Annotated in this window: 17 protein-coding genes and 2 tRNA genes; 10 read left to right on the top strand and 9 right to left on the bottom strand. The window is 69.6% G+C overall.

Annotated features, from left to right (window positions below; translation table 11 throughout):
• Window positions 1–290 precede the first annotated feature (290 nt).
• Window positions 291–842, top strand: coding sequence for a DNA-3-methyladenine glycosylase I (locus GT007_RS20455; RefSeq protein WP_160123527.1), 552 nt, complete (start codon window positions 291–293; stop codon window positions 840–842).
• Here the strand turns inward: GT007_RS20455 and GT007_RS20450 are convergent.
• Window positions 839–1762, bottom strand: coding sequence for a hydrogen peroxide-inducible genes activator (locus tag GT007_RS20450; RefSeq protein ID WP_160123526.1), 924 nt, complete (start codon window positions 1760–1762; stop codon window positions 839–841). The genes GT007_RS20455 and GT007_RS20450 overlap by 4 nt on opposite strands.
• 170 nt (window positions 1763–1932) lie before the next feature.
• On the opposite strand from GT007_RS20450, the gene ahpC reads away from it, so the two are divergent.
• Both ahpC and ahpF read left to right on the top strand, forming a co-directional pair.
• Window positions 1933–2496: an alkyl hydroperoxide reductase subunit C gene (ahpC, locus tag GT007_RS20445; RefSeq protein WP_160123525.1), complete on the top strand. Its 564-nt coding sequence runs from the start codon at window positions 1933–1935 to the stop codon at window positions 2494–2496.
• A gap of 71 nt (window positions 2497–2567) precedes the next feature.
• Window positions 2568–4151: an alkyl hydroperoxide reductase subunit F gene (ahpF, locus tag GT007_RS20440; RefSeq protein WP_160123524.1), complete on the top strand. Its 1584-nt coding sequence runs from the start codon at window positions 2568–2570 to the stop codon at window positions 4149–4151.
• Window positions 4152–4381: 230 nt separating this feature from the next.
• Here ahpF and GT007_RS20435 read toward each other — a convergent pair whose 3' ends face one another.
• Together GT007_RS20435 and hydA are read right to left on the bottom strand one after the other, a co-directional pair.
• Window positions 4382–5941, bottom strand: coding sequence for an acyl-CoA carboxylase subunit beta (locus tag GT007_RS20435; RefSeq protein WP_160123523.1), 1560 nt, complete (start codon window positions 5939–5941; stop codon window positions 4382–4384).
• Window positions 5942–6030: 89 nt separating this feature from the next.
• Window positions 6031–7545 carry a dihydropyrimidinase gene (gene hydA, locus GT007_RS20430; protein ID WP_268894564.1) on the bottom strand — a complete coding sequence of 505 codons (1515 nt, stop codon included), beginning with the start codon at window positions 7543–7545 and terminating at the stop codon, window positions 6031–6033.
• A 46-nt stretch (window positions 7546–7591) separates the two neighbouring features.
• Here hydA and GT007_RS20425 point away from each other — a divergent pair, with 46 nt between their 5' ends.
• From GT007_RS20425 to GT007_RS20415, 3 genes are read left to right on the top strand one after another with little or no spacing between them, the layout of a single operon-like run.
• Window positions 7592–7798 (top strand): AtzG-like protein, encoded by a 207-nt coding sequence (locus GT007_RS20425; protein ID WP_160123521.1) that lies wholly within the window; start codon window positions 7592–7594, stop codon window positions 7796–7798.
• Entirely contained in the window at window positions 7795–9135 is a 1341-nt protein-coding gene (locus GT007_RS20420; protein WP_160123520.1) for an AtzE family amidohydrolase, read from the top strand. Before GT007_RS20425 ends, GT007_RS20420 begins: the two co-directional genes overlap by 4 nt.
• 22 nt (window positions 9136–9157) lie before the next feature.
• Complete coding sequence (locus GT007_RS20415; RefSeq protein ID WP_160123519.1) at window positions 9158–10135, top strand: S1C family serine protease; 978 nt, start codon at window positions 9158–9160, stop codon at window positions 10133–10135.
• Window positions 10136–10219: 84 nt separating this feature from the next.
• Here GT007_RS20415 and GT007_RS20410 read toward each other — a convergent pair whose 3' ends face one another.
• From GT007_RS20410 to GT007_RS20395, 4 genes are all read right to left on the bottom strand, one after another.
• Complete coding sequence (locus tag GT007_RS20410; RefSeq protein WP_160123518.1) at window positions 10220–11422, bottom strand: pyridoxal phosphate-dependent aminotransferase; 1203 nt, start codon at window positions 11420–11422, stop codon at window positions 10220–10222.
• A 119-nt stretch (window positions 11423–11541) separates the two neighbouring features.
• Window positions 11542–12036, bottom strand: a complete 495-nt coding sequence (locus tag GT007_RS20405) for a DUF2497 domain-containing protein (RefSeq protein ID WP_160123517.1) — start codon at window positions 12034–12036, stop codon at window positions 11542–11544.
• Window positions 12037–12110: 74 nt separating this feature from the next.
• Window positions 12111–13571: a TolC family outer membrane protein gene (locus GT007_RS20400; RefSeq protein WP_160123516.1), complete on the bottom strand. Its 1461-nt coding sequence runs from the start codon at window positions 13569–13571 to the stop codon at window positions 12111–12113.
• Window positions 13572–13720: 149 nt separating this feature from the next.
• Window positions 13721–14377, bottom strand: coding sequence for a protein-L-isoaspartate O-methyltransferase family protein (locus GT007_RS20395; protein ID WP_160123515.1), 657 nt, complete (start codon window positions 14375–14377; stop codon window positions 13721–13723).
• A gap of 91 nt (window positions 14378–14468) precedes the next feature.
• On the opposite strand from GT007_RS20395, the gene GT007_RS20390 reads away from it, so the two are divergent.
• From GT007_RS20390 to GT007_RS20380, 3 genes are all read left to right on the top strand, one after another.
• A tRNA-Cys gene (locus GT007_RS20390) sits at window positions 14469–14542 on the top strand.
• 71 nt (window positions 14543–14613) lie between these two features.
• Window positions 14614–14688: transfer RNA gene (locus tag GT007_RS20385), tRNA-Asn, on the top strand.
• 170 nt (window positions 14689–14858) lie between these two features.
• The gene (locus tag GT007_RS20380; RefSeq protein ID WP_160123514.1) at window positions 14859–15851 is read left to right on the top strand and encodes a Bug family tripartite tricarboxylate transporter substrate binding protein; all 993 of its coding nucleotides are present in this window, start codon (window positions 14859–14861) and stop codon (window positions 15849–15851) included.
• 136 nt (window positions 15852–15987) lie between these two features.
• Here the strand turns inward: GT007_RS20380 and GT007_RS20375 are convergent, their stop codons facing one another.
• Complete coding sequence (locus tag GT007_RS20375) at window positions 15988–16158, bottom strand: hypothetical protein (protein WP_160123513.1); 171 nt, start codon at window positions 16156–16158, stop codon at window positions 15988–15990.
• A 122-nt stretch (window positions 16159–16280) separates the two neighbouring features.
• Between GT007_RS20375 and GT007_RS20370 the strand changes: the two genes are divergently transcribed.
• Window positions 16281–17165, top strand: coding sequence for a transglutaminase family protein (locus GT007_RS20370; protein WP_160123512.1), 885 nt, complete (start codon window positions 16281–16283; stop codon window positions 17163–17165).
• On the opposite strand, the gene GT007_RS20365 is transcribed toward GT007_RS20370, so the two are convergent.
• Window positions 17096–17341, bottom strand: a 246-nt coding sequence (locus tag GT007_RS20365) for a hypothetical protein (RefSeq protein ID WP_160123511.1), incomplete at its 5' end; no start/stop codon positions are given. The genes GT007_RS20370 and GT007_RS20365 overlap by 70 nt on opposite strands.

Genomic DNA, 17341 nt, shown 5'->3' with positions numbered 1-17341 from the left:
CTTGCCCAGGCAATGCGGCGACATCTTCGCCCATTGCTCGTCACTCAAAACCAAACGCTGCGTCATCCAAAGCGTGAATCATAAACACACGTCACCAGGAAAGATCTAAATCTCAACAAGCCCTATATAAAAATCAAATGGAAAGGCCGGGTGCCAATTCCCTGGGGTGCAGGGCCGCTATGGTCCTGCCGGGTGTCCAGAGGGCGGCGCCCTCTGGTGGGGGTTTACGGGGGGCGACGCCCCCGTTGCCGCCGCTTGCCTCCCGCCCCGCCCTATGCCATGAACGTATCATGAACAAGCCGCGCTGTTCCTGGGTCGGCACCGACCCGCTTTACATCGAATACCACGACACCGAATGGGGCGTGCCGGAGCGCGACAGCCGCGCCCTGTGGGAATGCCTGATGCTGGAAGGCTTCCAGGCCGGGCTTTCCTGGATCACGGTGCTGCGCCGGCGGGAGGGTTTCCGCGCCGCCTTCCAGGGCTTCGTGCCGGAGGTGGTGGCGGCTTTCACCCCCGCCGATGTGGACCGGCTGATGCAGGATGCGGGCATCATCCGCGCGCGGGCCAAGATCGAGGCCACCATCGGCAATGCCCGCGCCTATCTGGCCATGCGCGACAAGGGCGAGGATTTTTCCGCCTTCGCCTGGAATTTCGTGGGCGGCGTGCCGCTGCAACGCGCCGACGGCCCGGTGCCCGGCAGCACGCCGCTGTCGCTGGAGATCTCCAAGGCGCTGAAGGCGCGCGGGTTCAAATTCGTGGGCGCCACGATCACCTATGCTTGGATGCAGGCCACCGGCATGGTCAACGACCATGCGCCGGAGTGCTTCTGCCGGGCGGGTTAGGCCGCTTCGTCCGTCACTGCGGGCACCATCTCCGCCTTCAGCGTCGCCGCCAGCCGCCGGAACGTCTCCTTCCGGCCGGAGGACCGGCGCCACACCAGCCCGATGCTGCGCGCCGGGCTGTCGCCCGCTAGCGGCACCACCTTCAAATCCAACCCGCGCAGGATGCCGGCGTCGATCGCCAATTGCGGCAGCAGCGTCACACCCAGCCCATTGGCCACCATCTGCACCAGCGTGTGCAGGCTGGTGCCGCCGAAGCCGGTGTTGCGCCGCGCCCCCTCCAGAGAGCAGGCGGACAGCGCGTGTTCGCGCAGGCAATGCCCGTCCTCCAGCAGCAGCAGGTCCTCGATGGCCATGTCGGCCGGGCGGGCCTTGGGCAGGCTGCACAGCCGGTGCCCCGGCGGGCAGACGACGGAGAATCGGTCCCGCACGATCTCGGCGGTTTCCAGCGCCCCGGTGGGATAGGGCAGGGCCATGATCGCCGCGTCCAGCTCCCCCTGGTCCAGCAGGGCCAGCAGGCGCGCGGTCTGGTCCTCCCGCAGATACAGCTTCAGGTCGGGGAAGGCCTGGCGCAGCGCGGGCATCAGCCGCGGCACCAGAAAGGGCCCGATGGTGGGGATCACGCCCAGCCGCACCGGCCCGGCCATGGGGTTCTGGGCCACCTGGGCCAGGTCCACCAGATCCTCCACATCCTTCAGCAGCGCCTGGGCGCGGGCCGCGATGTCGCGCCCCAGCGGCGTGGGCACCACCGTGCGCTTGGTGCGTTCCAGCAGCGGCGCGCCCAGCAGGTCCTCCAGCTCCTGGATGCCGGCGCTGAGGGTGGACTGGCTGACCAGGCAATCCTCGGCCGCCTGGCCGAAATGGCAGCGTTCCACGACGGCGACGAGGTAGCGCAGCTGGCGGAGCGTGGGGATGGGCTTCATGCCCTCGTCATAAATCGCTTCTCTCGATCAATTCAATCAGAATTTTTCGCTTTCATCTATCGCAAAGCCGCGCTACCCATCCCTCCGACGCCGATGCCTCCCCACCCGCTTCCTACGAGGGGGCCAGGAGGCATGGGCGCCGATGCATCCATATCGAAGCGGAGACCGCGATGTCCCTGATCAACACCGAAGTGAAGCCCTTCAAGGCGACCGCCTTCAAGGAAGGCAAGTTCATCGACGTGACCGACGCCGATCTGCGCGGCAAGTGGTCGGTGGTGTTCTTCTACCCGGCCGACTTCACCTTCGTGTGCCCGACCGAGCTGGAAGACCTGGCCGAGAACTACGAGACCTTCCAGAAGCTCGGCGTCGAGATCTACAGCGTGTCCACCGACACCCATTTCTCGCACAAGGCCTGGCACGACAGCAGCCCGGCCATCAGCAAGATCAAGTACACCATGGTGGGCGACCCGACCGGCACCATCACCCGCAACTTCGACGTGATGATCGAGGAAGCCGGCCTGGCCGATCGCGGTTCCTTCGTGATCGACCCCGAGGGCAAGATCCAGATCGTGGAAGTGACCGCGGGCGGCATCGGCCGTGACGCGCAGGAGCTGCTGCGCAAGATCAAGGCCGCCCAGTACGTCTACAGCCACCCGGGCGAGGTGTGCCCGGCCGCGTGGAAGGAAGGTGCGGAGACGCTGGCCCCCTCGCTCGACCTGGTCGGCAAGATCTGACCCGCTTCGGGGTCCGGTTTCGGCCGGGCCCCACCCTCTCTCTCTCTCTCTGATATCCCAGGATTTCTCCCATGCTCGACGACAACCTGAAGAACCAGCTGAAGGGCTACCTGACGCGGCTGACGCAGCCGATCGAGCTGGTGGCCTCCCTCGACGACAGCCCCAAATCCCAGGAGACGGCGGCCCTGCTCGAGGACATCGCCGCGCTGTCCGACAAGATCACCTATGTGCGCCGCGACGACGACGCCCGCCGCCCCAGCTTCGCGATCAACCGCGTGGGCAGCGATATCGGCGTGCGCTTCGGCGGCTTGCCCATGGGCCATGAATTCAATTCCCTGGTGCTGGCGCTGCTGCAGGTCGGCGGTCACCCGCCCAAGGAAACCCCCGAGGTGATCGCCCAGGCCCGCGCCCTGCAAGGCGAATACCACTTCGAGACCTTCTTCTCCCTGACCTGCCAGAACTGCCCGGATGTGGTGCAGGCGCTGAACCTGCTCTCCGTGCTGAACCCCCGCGTGCGCCACACCGCCATCGACGGCGGCGTGTTCCAGGACGAGGTGGAGGCCCGCGGCATCATGGCCGTGCCCGCCATCTTCCTGAACGGCCAGCCCTTCGGCCAGGGCCGCATGAACCTGGAACAGATCCTGGCCAAGCTGGACACCGGCGCCGCCGAGCGCGCCGCCGCCGGGATCGGCCAGAAGGAAGCCTTCGACGTGCTGGTGGTGGGCGGTGGCCCCGCCGGCGCCGCGGCCGCGATCTATGCCGCCCGCAAGGGCATCCGCACCGGCATCGCCACCGAGCGCTTCGGCGGCCAGGTGCTGGACACCATGGGCATCGAGAACTTCATCTCCGTCCCGCACACCGAAGGGCCCAAGCTGGTCGCCCAGCTGGAACAGCACGTCCGCGACTATGAGGTGGATGTGATGTCCCTGCAGAACGCCAAGGCGCTGATCCCGGCCGCCACCCCGGGCGGGCTGATCGAGGTGCGGCTGGAAAGCGGTGCCTCGCTGAAGTCCCGCACCGTGATCCTGGCGACCGGCGCCCGCTGGCGGCAGATGAACGTGCCCGGTGAGGCCGAGTACCGGAACAAGGGCGTGGCCTATTGCCCGCATTGCGACGGCCCGCTGTTCAAGGGCAAGCGCGTGGCGGTGATCGGCGGCGGCAATTCCGGCGTCGAGGCCGCGATCGACCTGGCCGGCATCGTCAGCCACGTCACGCTCATCGAGTTCGACGACAAGCTGCGCGCCGACGCCGTGCTGCAGACCAAGCTGCGCTCCCTGCGCAACGTCACCATCCTCACCTCCGCCCAGACGACGGAAGTGCATGGCGACGGGGCGAAGGTGGTGGGCCTGTCCTACAAGAACCGCGTGACCGGGGAGACCCTGCGCGTGGAACTGGAAGGCATCTTCGTGCAGATCGGGCTGGTGCCGAACAGCGAATGGCTGCGCGGCACGGTCGCCCTCTCCCCGCGCGGGGAAATCGAGATCGACAGCCACGGCAAAACCTCGGTGCCCGGCGTGTTCGCCGCCGGCGACGTGACCACCGTGCCCTTCAAGCAGATCATCATCGCCATGGGCGAAGGCGCGAAAGCCTCCCTCTCGGCCTTCGACCACCTGATCCGCCAGGCCCCGGCCGGTGAGGTCGCCCAGGCGGCCTGAGGGTGGATCCGGGGCGCTGCCCCGGACCCCGCCAAGGGCTCTGCCCTGGGGACCCGCCAAAGGCCGGGAGGCCTTTGGAAACCGGGAGTTATTGAAAAGCCAGGGAGGGGACGATGTCCCCTCCCTGGCTTTTCAACTTCTGGGGTCCAGGGGCCTTTCGGCTCCTGGCGGGGTGCCGAGGGGCAGAGCCCCTCGGTGGGGGCCAGGGGGCAACGCTCCCTGTTCCGCCCTCAGGGCCGCATGCCGAAGCTCACCGGGCCGGGGCTGAGGGTTCGGCGGGCGAGGCGGGCGTATTCGTTCAGCAGGCGGCGGGTGTGCACGGGGTCGATAATGTCTTCCACCAGGAAGGTTTCGGCGGTGCGGAAGGGGCTGCGCAGTTTTTGCAGCCGGGTTTCGATCTCGGCCAGCTTGGCCGCGGGGTCTTCGCTGGCGTCGAGTTCGGCGCGGTAGGCGGCTTCGATGCCGCCTTCCAGCGGCAGGCTGCCCCAGCGGGCGGAGGGCCAGGCGTAGCGCATGGAGTATCGCCCGGCCGGCTGCTGCACCACGGCCGCCACGCCGAAGGCGTTGCGCACGATGATGGTGCAGAAGGGCAGGGGGGATTGGTTCATCGCCGTCATGGCGCGCACGCCCCAGCGGATGGTGGCCGTGCGTTCCGCCTGCAACCCCACCGAGAAGCCGGGGCAGTCCATCAGATAGACCATGGGCAGGTGGAAGGTGGCGGCGAAATCCAGGAAGCGGATGATCTTCTGGCACTCGTCGGCGCCCCAGGAGCCTGCGGCGAAGAACGGGTCGCTGGCCATGATGCCGACCGGAATGCCGGAAAGGCGTGCCATGCCGGTGATCAGGCCGCGCCCGAAATGGCGCCCCATCTCGAAGAAGCTGCCGGCATCGACCAGCGCCTCGACGATCGGGCGCATCTTGTACAGGCCCTTGGTGTCCTTCGGGATCATGTCCAGCAGGTGGGGCACCGGGCGGGCCGGGTCGTCGGTGCATTCGCTCAGCGGCGGCAGTTCATGCACCGAGGAGGGCAGGTAGGACAGGAATTGCGCGGCCCGGGCGAAGGCGGCGGGCTCGTCGTCCACCGCGTCGTCCACGGCGCCGGCGCGGGTCTGGATTTCCCAGCCGCCCAGCTGTTCCTTGGTCAGCGACTGGCCCAGCCGCGCGACCACGGGCGGGCCGGCGACGAACATGGCCGAACGCTTGGTCATGATGGAATAGTGGCTGGCCGTCAGCCGCGCCGCCCCCAGCCCCGCGACGGAGCCGAGGCCGAGCCCCACCACCGGCACGCGGGCCAGATTGTCGGTGGTGTGGAAGTAGTGATAGGTGCCGCCGACCCCGCCCGGCAGGTTGGCGCGCCCCGTGGTTTCGATGGTCTTCACCGACCCGCCGCCGCCCGAGCCCTCGATGACGCGGATGATTGGCAGGCGGAGTTCGGCGGCCATGCGCTCGGCCATGATGGGTTTGTCGCGGATGGTGGCGTCGGCGCTGCCGCCGCGCACGGTGAAGTCGTCGCCGACCACCACCACCGGCCGGCCCTGCACCAGCCCGCGCCCGAACACGCAATTGGCGGGCAGGAAGCCGGTCAGATGGCCGTCGGCATCGTATTCCGCGCGGCCGGCCAGGGCGCCGACCTCATGGAAGCTGCCGGGGTCGGTCAGGGCCTGCACACGTTCGCGCACCGTGAGCTTTCCGTCCCGGTGCTGGCGGGCGACCTTGTCCGGGCCGCCCATCTGTTCGGCGAGCGCGCGGCGTTGCGCGAGCTCATCCAGTTCTTCTTGCCATTTCCTCATGCGGGAAGAATGCGATGCGGCGCGGAAAGCGCCCAGGGGAGAAAAGCGCGGAATCGTTGCTGCGGTGCAGCGTGGCGAGGGCGCCGCCCTTACGCCCCGAACCCCTGCGGCGTTATCCCGCGCGGCGTCGCCATCTCATACGCGCCGCGCGGCTGGTATTGCCCGCCCCCGGGCCGGCCGGTGATCTCGCCTTCGCGCATCACCACCTCGCCCCGCCGCAGGGTGGCCACGGGCCAGCCGGTCACGCGCTTGCCCTCGAAAGGCGTGTTGTCCACCGCGTGGTGCATCAGGGCGTTGGTGATGGTCACCTCGCGCTTCGGGTCCCAGAGGATCACGTCCGCGTCGCTGCCCGGGGCGATCACGCCCTTCTTCGGGTACAGGCCCATCAGCTTGGCCGGGTTGGTCGCCACCAGCCGGGTGAAGTGCTCCAGGCTGATGCGGCCTTGCGAGACGCCCTCGCTGAACAGCACCGGCAGGCGGGCGGCCAGCCCCGGCAGCCCGTTCGGGATCACCGAGAAATCCGCCCCCTGCTTGGCCGCGCGAGAGGACGCGGCATGGTCGCTGCTGACCACATCCAGCGTGCCGCGGCGGATCGCCTCCCAGATGTTGGCGTGCTCGGCCTCGTCGCGGGGCGCGGGGCTGCACATGAACATCGCGCCGTCCGGCCCTTCCATGTGGCGGGCGGTGATGGTCAGGTATTGCGGGCAGGTCTCGCCCCACACCTTCAGGCCGCGCGCCTGGGCGCGGGCGATTTCCTCCGCGGCCTCACCGCAGCTGACATGGAAGACCTGGATGGGCTGGTCCACCAGCTCGGCCAGCGCGATGGCGCGGTGGGTGGCCTCGCGCTCCACCACCGTGGGGCGGGACCAGGCGTGGTAGTGCGGCGCGGTCAGGCCCGCGGCCAGCAGGCGCTCGGTGCGCCAGCGGATGGCCTCGTAATTCTCGCAATGCACGGTGACGAGGCAGCCCAGCTTGCGCGCCGTTTCCAGCACGCGGATGAAGCCGCGATCGTCCACATGCACATTGTCATAGGTCAGGAAGACCTTGAGGCTGCGCACGCCCTCGGCGACCAGCTTCGGCACTTCCTCCTCCAGCACCTGGTCGGTGGGGTCGCTGATGATCTGGTGGAAGGCGTGGTCCAGCATGCCGGTGGCGGCGCGGGCGCGGTAATCCACATAGCGTTCCCACACGTCATGGCCGCGCCATTGCGGGATGAAGCTGACGGTGGTGGTGGTGCCGCCCGCGAAGGCGGCGGCCGAGGCGCTGGCGAAGGTTTCCTCCGTGGTGCCGCCGCCGGGGCGGGGTTCCTCGATGTGGCAATGGCTGTCCACCCCGCCGGGCAGCACCAGCAGGCCCTGGGCATCCAGCACCTCGGCGCCGTCCAGCGCCTCGCCCAGCGTGGCGATGCGGCCCTGCCGGATCCCCACATCGCAGCGCACCGCGCCGAAGGCGCTGGCCACCAGCCCGCCCTTGATCACCAGATCATGCATCGCATCGTCTCCCCTGCCGGGGGCGCAGCATGCCTGGGCCCGGGCCGGGTGCAACTGCCCCTCCGGTGCGCAAATCCGCGCCGCCGCCACCCCCGATGCGCCGCCGCGCGGCATGACACCCCCGCACTGCCATGCGACAAAGCAGAAGCAGGAGGCGCGCATGCTGGACCCCAAGGATTTCAACGCCGCGGCCTATGTCGCCGCCGTCGCCCCCGCCGTGGGGCTGCGCCTGCCGGCCGAGCGCCAGGCGCGCGTCGCCGCCGCGCTGGAGCTGGTGGTGAAGATCGGCGTCCCCGCCCTGAGCTGCGAGGTAGCGGAGGAGATCGAGCCCGCCCCCGTCTTCAACCCCGGAGTGTCCCGCCCATGACCCCCGTGGAGAAGGTCCAGGACGCCCTGGCCCGCATCGCCCGCGACGATGGCCGGGTGAATGCCTTCACCGCCGTGCTGGGTGAGCGCGCGCTGGAGCGCGCCGCCAAGGTCGCCCCCGATGCCCCGCTGGCCGGGCTGACCTTCGCGGCCAAGAACCTGTTCGACATCGCGGGCATCCCCACCGTGGCGGGCAGCAAGATCCGCCGCTCGGCACCCCCCGCCACCCGGGACTGCATCCTGATCCGCCGGCTGGAGGATGCGGGCGCGGTGTGCCTCGGCGCGCTGAACATGGACGAGTTCGCCTATGGTTTCACCACCGAGAACAGCCATGACGGCGCCTGCCACAACCCGCATGACCTGACGCGGATCGCGGGCGGCAGCTCCGGCGGCTCGGGCGCCGCGGTGGCGGCGGGCATGGTCGAGGCGAGCCTGGGCACCGACACCAATGGCTCCATCCGCGTGCCGTCCTCGCTGAACGGCATCTTCGGCATCAAGCCCACCTTCGGGCGGCTGCCGCGCACCGGCTCCGTGCCGTTCGTGGCCTCGCTGGACCATGTGGGCCCCTTCGCCCGCAGCGTGACGCAGCTGGCGGGGATCTATGACGTGCTGCAGGGCCCCGACCCCGCCGATGCCTGCCAGCTGGCCACCGGCATCGACCCGGTGCTGCCGGGGCTGGAAGGCGGCATCCAGGGCCTGAACATCGCCCGGCTGGGCGGCTGGTTCGAGGGTCCGATGACGGACGCCGCCCGCAACGCGGTCGCCGCCGTGGCCCAGGCGCTGGGTGCGGCCAGCACCGTCAGCTGGGGTATGGCGGAGGCCACGCGCGCCGCCGCCTTCCTCATCACCTCCAGCGAGGGCGGGGGGCTGCACCTGCCGGAACTGCGCGCGGCCTATGAGGATTTCGAGCCGCTGACCCAGGACCGGCTGCTGGCCGGTGCCCTGCTGCCCGCCGCCTGGGTGCTGCACGCCCAGCGCGTGCGCGCCGCCGGCCGCGACGCCATGGCCGCGATCCAGCGCGAATTCGACATCCTGATCGCCCCCGCCACCCCCACCGTGGCCACCCCCATCGGCCAGGAGGAGCTGGTGCTGGACGGCGTGCGCATGCCGCTGCGCCCCTCCATGGGCCTGTACACCCAGCCGATCAGCGGCATTGGCCTGCCGGTGCTGACCGTGCCGATCCAGAACGCGGAGGGCGTGCTGCCCATCGGCGTGCAGCTGATCGGCCGCCCCTGGCGGGAGGACGTGTTGTTCCGCGCCGCCCGCGTGCTGGAAGCGAGCGGGTTGTGCGCCGCCCCCGTCGCCCCCGCTTTCGCGGCCCCCGCTTCCACGAACTGAGAGGGCGAGTATTCTGCCCCGCATGGCCGATGATGATTGGGAAGTCCCCTCCGCGCTCCAGCCCGATCCGGCTGACTACAGCTTCGACCTGAAGGCGAAGCTGGATGCCGTCGTCGCGCTGAAGGCGCTGGTGCCGCCGGATGCCTTCTCGGCCAGTTCGCTGGGCACGGAGCGCGAGGGCAACGCCGTGCTGATCGACGCCAAGGGCCTGTTCCTGACGATCGGCTATCTGGTGATGGAATCGGAGACCATCTGGCTGACCGCCAACAATGGCCGGGTGGTGCAGGGCCATTGCCTGGCGCTGGATACCGAAACGGGCTTCGCCCTGGTGCAGTCGCTGGGCCGGATCGACGGGCTGGTGCCGCTGGAATTCGGGGATAGCAGCACGCTGAAGGCCAATGACGCGATCATCCTCGGTGCTTCCGGCGGGCCGTCGCGGGCGGTGGCGGGGCATGTCGCCTCCCGCCAGCCCTTCGCCGGCTATTGGGAATACCTGCTGGAGGACGCGATCTTCACCTCTCCCGCGCATCCGCATTGGGGGGGCACTGCCTGCCTCAACATGGATGGGCGGCTGGTGGGCATCGGTTCGCTGATTTTGCAGCAGGGCGAGCGCGGCGGGCGGCGGCTGGACCTGAACATGGTGGTGCCGATCCAGGAGCTGACGCCCATCCTGCCCGCGCTGCTGCGCCAGGGCCACAGCGAGGCCCCGCCGCGCCCGTGGCTCGGCATGCTGGCGGTGGAGGAGGAGGAGGGGGTGTCGGTCGGCAGCGTGACCAAGGGCGCGCCGGCCGAGCGCGCCGGCGTGCGCGCCAAGGACCGCATCCTGGCCGTGGGCCAGGAGAATGTGTCGGACCTGCCGGGCCTGTGGCGGGCCATCCGGGCCCTGGGGAATGCCGGGGTGCCTGTGCCCCTGCGCATCGAGCGCAACGACCGCGTCATGACCCTGACGCCGCAATCCGCCGACCGCCGGGTATTCCTGAAGCAGCCCCGCCTGCACTGACGAAAAAAGGCGCCCACCCGCGAAGGTGAGGCGCCCAGGCAAGGGTGGCGGGGGCAAGGGTAGCGGGGGCTGGGCCCCCAGCCCTTAGTGCAGATCCTTGCAGAACTGCTGGATGCGCGTGCAGGCTTCCTTCAGCGCTTCGTCGCTGGTGGCGTAGCTGATGCGGAAGTGCCCCGGGAACATGAAGGCCGAGCCGTGCACCGCGGCCACGCCGTTCTCGTCCAGCAGCGCCTCGACGAAATCCTTGTCGGATTCGATCTTCTTGCCGCCCTTCGTGGTCTTGCCGATGCAGCCCGCGATGGAGGGGAACACGTAGAACGCGCCCTCTGGCTTGTGGCAATGGATGCCGGGGGCCTGGTTCAGCATGTCCACGACCATGTCGCGGCGGCGCTTGTACACCACCACCATGGCGTCGATGCTCTCCTGCGGGCCGATCAGCGCCTCGACGGCGGCGGCCTGGCTGATGGAGGAGGTGTTGCTGGTGGACTGGCCCTGCAGCTTGTCCATCGCCTTGATCAGCTCGACCGGCGCGCCGGCGAAGCCGATGCGCCAGCCGGTCATCGCATAGGCCTTGGAGCAGCCGTTCATGGTGATGGTGCGGTTCTTCAGCGCCGGCTCGACCTCCAGGATCGTGGCGGGCTTGAAGCCGTCATAGGCCAGCTTCTCATAGATGTCGTCGGTGAACACCCACACATCCGGGTGGCGCAGCAGCACATCGGTCAGAGCCTTCAGCTCCTCCTTGTTGTAGGCCGCGCCCGTGGGGTTGCAGGGGTTGTTCAGGATCAGCCACTTGGTCTTGGGCGTGATCGCGGCCTCGAGCTGGTCGGCCGTCATCTTGAAGTTGGCGTTGGGGCCGCAGGGCACCAGCACCGGGGTGCCTTCGGCCAGCTCCACGATGTCGGGGTAGGAGACCCAGCACGGCGTCGGGATGATCGCCTCGTCGCCCTTGTCGATGGTGGCCATCAGGGCGTTGAAGATCACCTGCTTGCCGCCGGTGGCGATGATGATCTCCTCCGGCTTGTAGTCGATGTGGTTGTCGCGCTTGAACTTCTCGCAGACCGCCTTGCGCAGCTCCGGCGTGCCGGCCACGTCGGTGTACTTGGTCTTGCCGTCCATGATGGCCTTGATGGCGGCATCCTTGACGTTCTGGGGCGTGTCGAAATCGGGCTCGCCGGAGGACAGGCCGATCACGTCGCGGCCCGCGGCTTTCAGCGCGCGGGTCTTGCCGGTGATGGTGATGGTCTGGCTCGGGGCGATGCGGTCCAGCCGCTCGGCGACAAGTTTCATCGGGAATGGGGCCTTAGACGTCGTTGCAAATGCGCGCGGAGACTAGGCGCGCGGCCCCGATGCAACAACCCACGGAATCGGCGGAACCACTCCGCGCCCAGCGCGGAACGGCGGCTTTCCTACCGTTGCGCGTTCACCACGCGCTCGATTTCCTGGCGCACCGTGCGTTCCACGATGGCGGGCAGGTGGGTGTCGAGCCATTCCTTCAGGATGGGGCGGATCTCCTCGCGCACCACATCCTCGATGCTGGGGCCGGAGCGGGTGACGGCGGCCGTGCGCTCCTGGCTGACGGCGCGCAGCAATTCGCTGACGGAGGCGGCGGTGGCGGCCACCGCGGCGGGGGCCAGAAGCTCCGAATTCGGCATCACGGGGGGCTCCGGGGCCAGGGAGGGCGTGGGGGGCGGGGCGGGGGCATCGGGCTCGGCCACCAGCACCGGGGCAGGGGGGGCGGGCTCGGGCTCCGGCGCGGGCGGCGCGGGTTCGGCGGCAGCCACCAGCATCGCCTCGGTCAGCATCAGCGGCTCGGGCGGCGGCTCCGGCAAGGGATGCTGGTCGGGGCCGGCGGTGCCGTCATCGTTCAGGATCTTGCGGATGGAAGCGAGGATATCATCCATCGAGGGTTCGCTTCCCGCTGCTGGGGCTGTTGCCGTGGGCTTGTTCGTTCCGCTCATCCGCCGTCCTCGTCCTGTCAGCGCTGTGCGGATGCCGGGGCATAATCACCCCAGCCCACCCACAGGTTGCGCACGGCATTGTAGTACGTCTGCATGTTATAGGTCTCCACCGGAAGACCCAGATCCTGCGCGGTCAGCCGCCCGATCGAAGCGGTGACGGTGTAGGAGCCCGTGATGTTGTCCGAAAGCGCCCGCACGAGGGAGACGCGGGCGTTCAGCAATTCCTGCTCGGCGTTCAGCACGTCGAGCGTGGTGCGGCTGCCCACGATGGCCTCACGCTGCACGCCGTCCAGCGCGATTTCGGCGGCGCGGATCTGCGAGCGCACCGACTCGACCTGCGCGCGGGTGCTGCCGAGGGTCTCCCAGGCGCTGATGGCCTGCTGGGCGGCGACGCGGCGCGCGTCCTCGACCAGGGCGCGGTTCTGCTGGGCGGTCTGGCGCGCCTGGCGGACCAGGCTGTGTTCGGAACCGCCCTGGAAGATCGGCACGGAGAGGTTGGCCGTGACCTGCCCGCCGGTGACGCGGGTGTGGGGGCTGGCCGTATTGTCGTTGCGGAAGGCCTGGGTCGTGACCGAGACCTGCGGCATCAGCGTGGACATCTGGATGTCGATGTTGTCGCGCGCGGCGGCTTCGTCGAACAGGGCCGCGACCACGGCCGGGTTGTTCTGGGTGGCCAGGCGCTGCACCTCATCCCGGTTGCGCACGCTGACGCGCAGGGGCTGGGGGGCGACCAGGCGCTGTGGCGCCTCGTTCACCAGGCGCTGATAGGTGGCGCGGGCGGATTGCAGCTGCCCTTCGGCGGCGGCCCGGCTGGCGCGCGCGCCGGCCAGGCGCGATTCGGCCTGGGCCACGTCGGTGCGGGTGATCTCACCCACGCGGAAGCGTTCGTTGGTGGCCTGCAGCTGGCGGGCCAGCACCTGCTCGTTGTTGATGTTCAGGCGCACTTCCTCCTGGAAGCGGATGACCTGGACATAGGCGGTGGTGACGTCCTGCATCACCTGCTGCTCGGTCTGGTAGAGGCGGGCGCGCTGGGCGAGGACGCGGTTTTCCGCCTGGCGCACGCTGGCCACGGTGCGGCCGCCACGGAAGATCGGCTGCGTCAGCGTGACGCTGGCCGCCGCCGGGGTGCGTTCCTGGCGGATGGTGCCGGGAATGGGGCGGGTCACGCCGTTGATGGTCGCCACCGGGTCCCGGTAGTAGAAGGAGCCATCGGCGTTGAAGGCCTGCAGCTGGCTGCGGGTGCGCTGGTCGGCCGCGCCGACGCTGCCGTTCATCACCACCGTGGGGCGCCAGCCGGACAGGGCCTGGGGCACGCCTTCGTCCACGGCGCGCAGCTGGGCCCGCGCGGCCAGCAGCGTGGTGTTGTTGTTGTAGGCCTGCGCCAGGGCATCCTGCAGGGTCTGTGCCCCGGCGGGTGCCGCCATGCCGGTGGCCAGCACCAGGACCGGGAGGAGATGATACTGAGTCACTCGGCGCATGCTGTCATCCTGAAGAGCTCCGCGGCCTCGGGGGCGAGGTACCCAGGCGCAGAGATTGACGCTTGCCCGGGCAAGCGCAACCCATGTTTTGTGACGAGCCGCGAACGGTCACGACTCTTGCTGAGCAAGATGTGACCGGTCGGTACCAATTACAACGCGAAAGCGGGCAGTTTCTGCAGGCCCGGCAGGGCCGGGGCATGCGCATCGAACAGGCGCTGGGTGTGGAAGGCCGCGCCGGTCTTCTGGCCCAGCACCGCGCGCGGGGCCTTGCCCGGCTCATTGAGGACCGTGACCAGCCTGCCGCCCTCGGCCAGCTGGGCGATCAGGGCGGGCGGGATTTCCTCCACGGCGCCATCGATCAGGATGATGTCGTAGGGCGCGCCGGGCGCGTTGCCCTCGGCCGGTTCGCCCTGCACCACGCTGGGCTGGGCGCCCGGAAGGGCGGCGGCCAGCAGCGGGCGGGCGGCGGCGACCAGGGTCGCATCCGATTCGACGGCGGTCACGACCAAGCCCATCTCCGCCAGGATGGCGGCGGAATAGCCGGAGCCGGCGCCGGCCACGAGCGCCTTGCGCCCCAGGCGCGGGCTGGCCGCCTGCAGCAGCCGTGCCAGCACCATGGGGGCCATCATGCCGCGCCCGGGGGCGATCGGCGCCGATTCGTCGGCATAGGCGCGGGCGCGCAGGGCGGCGGGCACGAAGCCTTCCCGCCCGATGCGGCCGAAGGCCGCCAGCAGCGAGGCCTCCGTCACCTTGTTCGGGCGCAGCTGCCCGTCGATCATATGCTTGCGTGCTTCCGCGTAATCCATGCCGGCCCGCCTTCAGATTGCTGCCGTGCGTTATACGCCGGGCAGGGGGCGCTTGACCATGGCCGCGCCGCGAAGGATACAGGCGCCGTGAGGTCCGATGGCCGAGTGGTTAGGCACGGGACTGCAAATCCCCCAACGCCGGTTCGATTCCGGCTCGGACCTCCAACCCGCCCTTTTCTTCTCGGGGCGGGGTTTGCAGAGCGGACGGGCACTGTTATACGCCCGCCCACGGCTGATCCGGCGTGGCGCAGCGGTAGCGCAGCGGACTGTTAATCCGTTGGTCGTAGGTTCGAATCCTACCGCCGGAGCCATTTTCTCCTTCATTCCAATCCGAGACACACCCCGCGGGAATCCCTCCCAGGCGGGCTATCTCCCATTGCTCCACGCCTAACCTCCACGTAACGTTTCGGTCAGATCAAAAACCGGGAAACCCGGCCCGCCGCCCATCACACGGCCACAGGAACGACCGAGAGAGGTTGAGATGCGACGCCGCCTTCTGCTTGCCGCCGCTACCGTGCTGATGGCCACCGCCAGCGCCCCCATGGGCGCCCGGGCCCAGCAGGCCCCGCCCTTCACGCGCCCCGTGCTGCTGATGGGCGGCTTCCCCGCCGGCACCCAGGCCGACATCTATTGGCGGCTGATCCAGGAACCGCTCTCCCGCGCGCTGGGCGTGCCGGTGGCGGTGGAGGCCCGCACCGGTGCCTCCGGCAACATCGCGATGGAGGCGACGGCCCGCGCCACGCCCGACGGCACCACGGTGCTGGCCGCCACCTCGGCCATGCTGGCGATCAACCGCGCGGTCATGCCCAGCATGCCGATCGACACCCAGGCCGACCTGGCCCCGGTGATGACCTTGTTCGAGGTGCCGAACGTGCTGGTGACCAGCACCGAGCGCCGCCCCGGCTACACCGATTGCCGCGCGCTGATCGCTGCCGCCCGCGCCCGCCCCGGGCAGCTGAACTACGCCAGCAGCGGCATCGGGGCCTCCACCCATCTGGCGGCCGCGCAATTCGCCACCGCGGCCGGCCTCAACATGGTGCATGTGCCCTATCGCGGCGGGCCCTTCGCCATGACGGCGCTGTACCAGGGCGACGCGGACCTGTTCTTCTACCAGTCCGGCCCGGTGCTGGACGATTGGCGCGCGGGCAAGGTGCGGCTGCTGGGCATCACCTCCGCCCAGCGGGTGGCGACCCTGCCCGAGATCCCGACCATCGCGGAGGCCTGCGACATGCCGGGTTTCGTCAGCACCACCTGGTATGGCGTGGTCGTGGCCGCCCGCACGCCGCCGGCCGTGATCGACCGCCTGTACCGGGAGATCCGCGCCCTGACCGACACGCCCGAGATGCGCACCCGCATCGAGGGGATGGGCTTCACCATGACGCTGGGCGGGCCGGAGGACATGCGCGCGCGCCTGGCCGCCGACATCCCGCACTGGGCCGCCGTGGTCGAGCGCTCCGGCGCCCGCGCGCAGTAGCCGGGCGTCCGAGGGCACGAAACACTTCAAGGCCGCGAACGCGGCCCGCCGGCAGTCCGGCGAAGCCAAGGCGGCGGATGCCGCCGCCCGGCGTCTGAGGGCACAAAGAAGCAGCTGATGCGGGCCCAGGCCCGCATCAGCACGGCATCTCCCCGCGCTCGATCATCGCGGTGAACCAGCCGCCGCATTCCCCGCGATAGATCACCCAGCACGGCTCGTCCTTGTGCTCCGGCATCAGGGCGAAACGGGCCATGGCGTGACCCGCATGGGTACGGACGGGCACGGGCACAGGCAGAATCGCGAACATGTCTTGCTCCCTCTCTTGGTATCCGAGGCAGGGAACGCCATCTGGGTAGGCCCGGTTGCATGGCTTTTTCCAACCGCCGCGCAGACCGGGCGATCAGGCCAGGACTGGAGTAAGGACTTCCCATGGCCCATCTGACCGTCACCCATCGCACCGAATACACCTACAACAAGCCGGTCGGGCTCACCCCGCACCGGCTGATGATCCGCCCGCAGGACAGCCACGACCTGCGCCTGCACACCGCCACCCTGACCGTGGAGCCGCCGCCCCGCACCACCCGCTGGGCGCATGACGTGTTCGGCAATTCGCTCTGCCTGCTGGAATGGGCGCCGGAGACGCGCACGAAGCGCCTGTGCATCACCTCGGAGCTGGAGCTGACGCATTACTTCGCCGGCCCCGAACTGCCGCGCGCCACGCTGGACCCGGCGGCGGAGCAGTTCCCCTTCTCCTACGCGGTGGAGGAAGTGCCCGATGTCGCCCGCCTGGCGGAGCGCCAGACGCCCGACCCCAGGCGCGTGGTGGATGGCTGGGCCCGCCGCTTCATCAAGGGCGCGGGCAACACCGCCACCCTGCCGATGCTGGAGGCCATGACCAAGGCCATCCACAAGGAATTCCGCTATGAGGCGCGGGAGAAGGAAGGCACCCGCAACCCGGCCGAGACCATCGAGATCGGCGGCGGCACCTGCCGCGATTTCGCGCTGCTGATGATGGAGGCCGCGCGCTGCCTCGGCCTCGCGGCCCGTTTCGTCACCGGCTATCTGTACGATGGCGCGGCCACCGGCGTGGTGGGCGGCGGTGCCACCCATGCCTGGTGCGCCATCTACCTGCCCGGCGCCGGGTGGCAGGAATTCGACCCCACCAACGGCTTGGTCGCGGGCGACAACCTGATCCGCGTGGGCTCCACCCGCATGCCGGAACAGGCGAGCCCCGTCTCCGGCGGCTATGTCGGCACGGCCGGCGATTTCGCGGGGCTGAAGGTGGATGTGACGGTGACCGTGCTGGAGGCATAACCCCCCTCCAGCGCCGAGAGCAGCTCGGCCAGCGTCTCGCTGGGCCCGGCCGCCAGGCCGGCGCGCTCCAGCGCCTGGGCGGCCTCGGCGGTCGCGGCGAACAACAGCGGGTGCGGGGCCAGGCGCTCGGCCTCGGCCATGGCGCGGCGCAGGCGGTGGCCGGGCGCCGCGCTGGC

This window comes from Rhodovarius lipocyclicus (assembly GCF_009900765.1).
Lineage (GTDB): Bacteria > Pseudomonadota > Alphaproteobacteria > Acetobacterales > Acetobacteraceae > Rhodovarius > Rhodovarius lipocyclicus.
The sequence above is the reverse complement of the archived record's forward strand: the minus strand, read 5'-3'. Positions and strand labels throughout refer to the sequence as shown.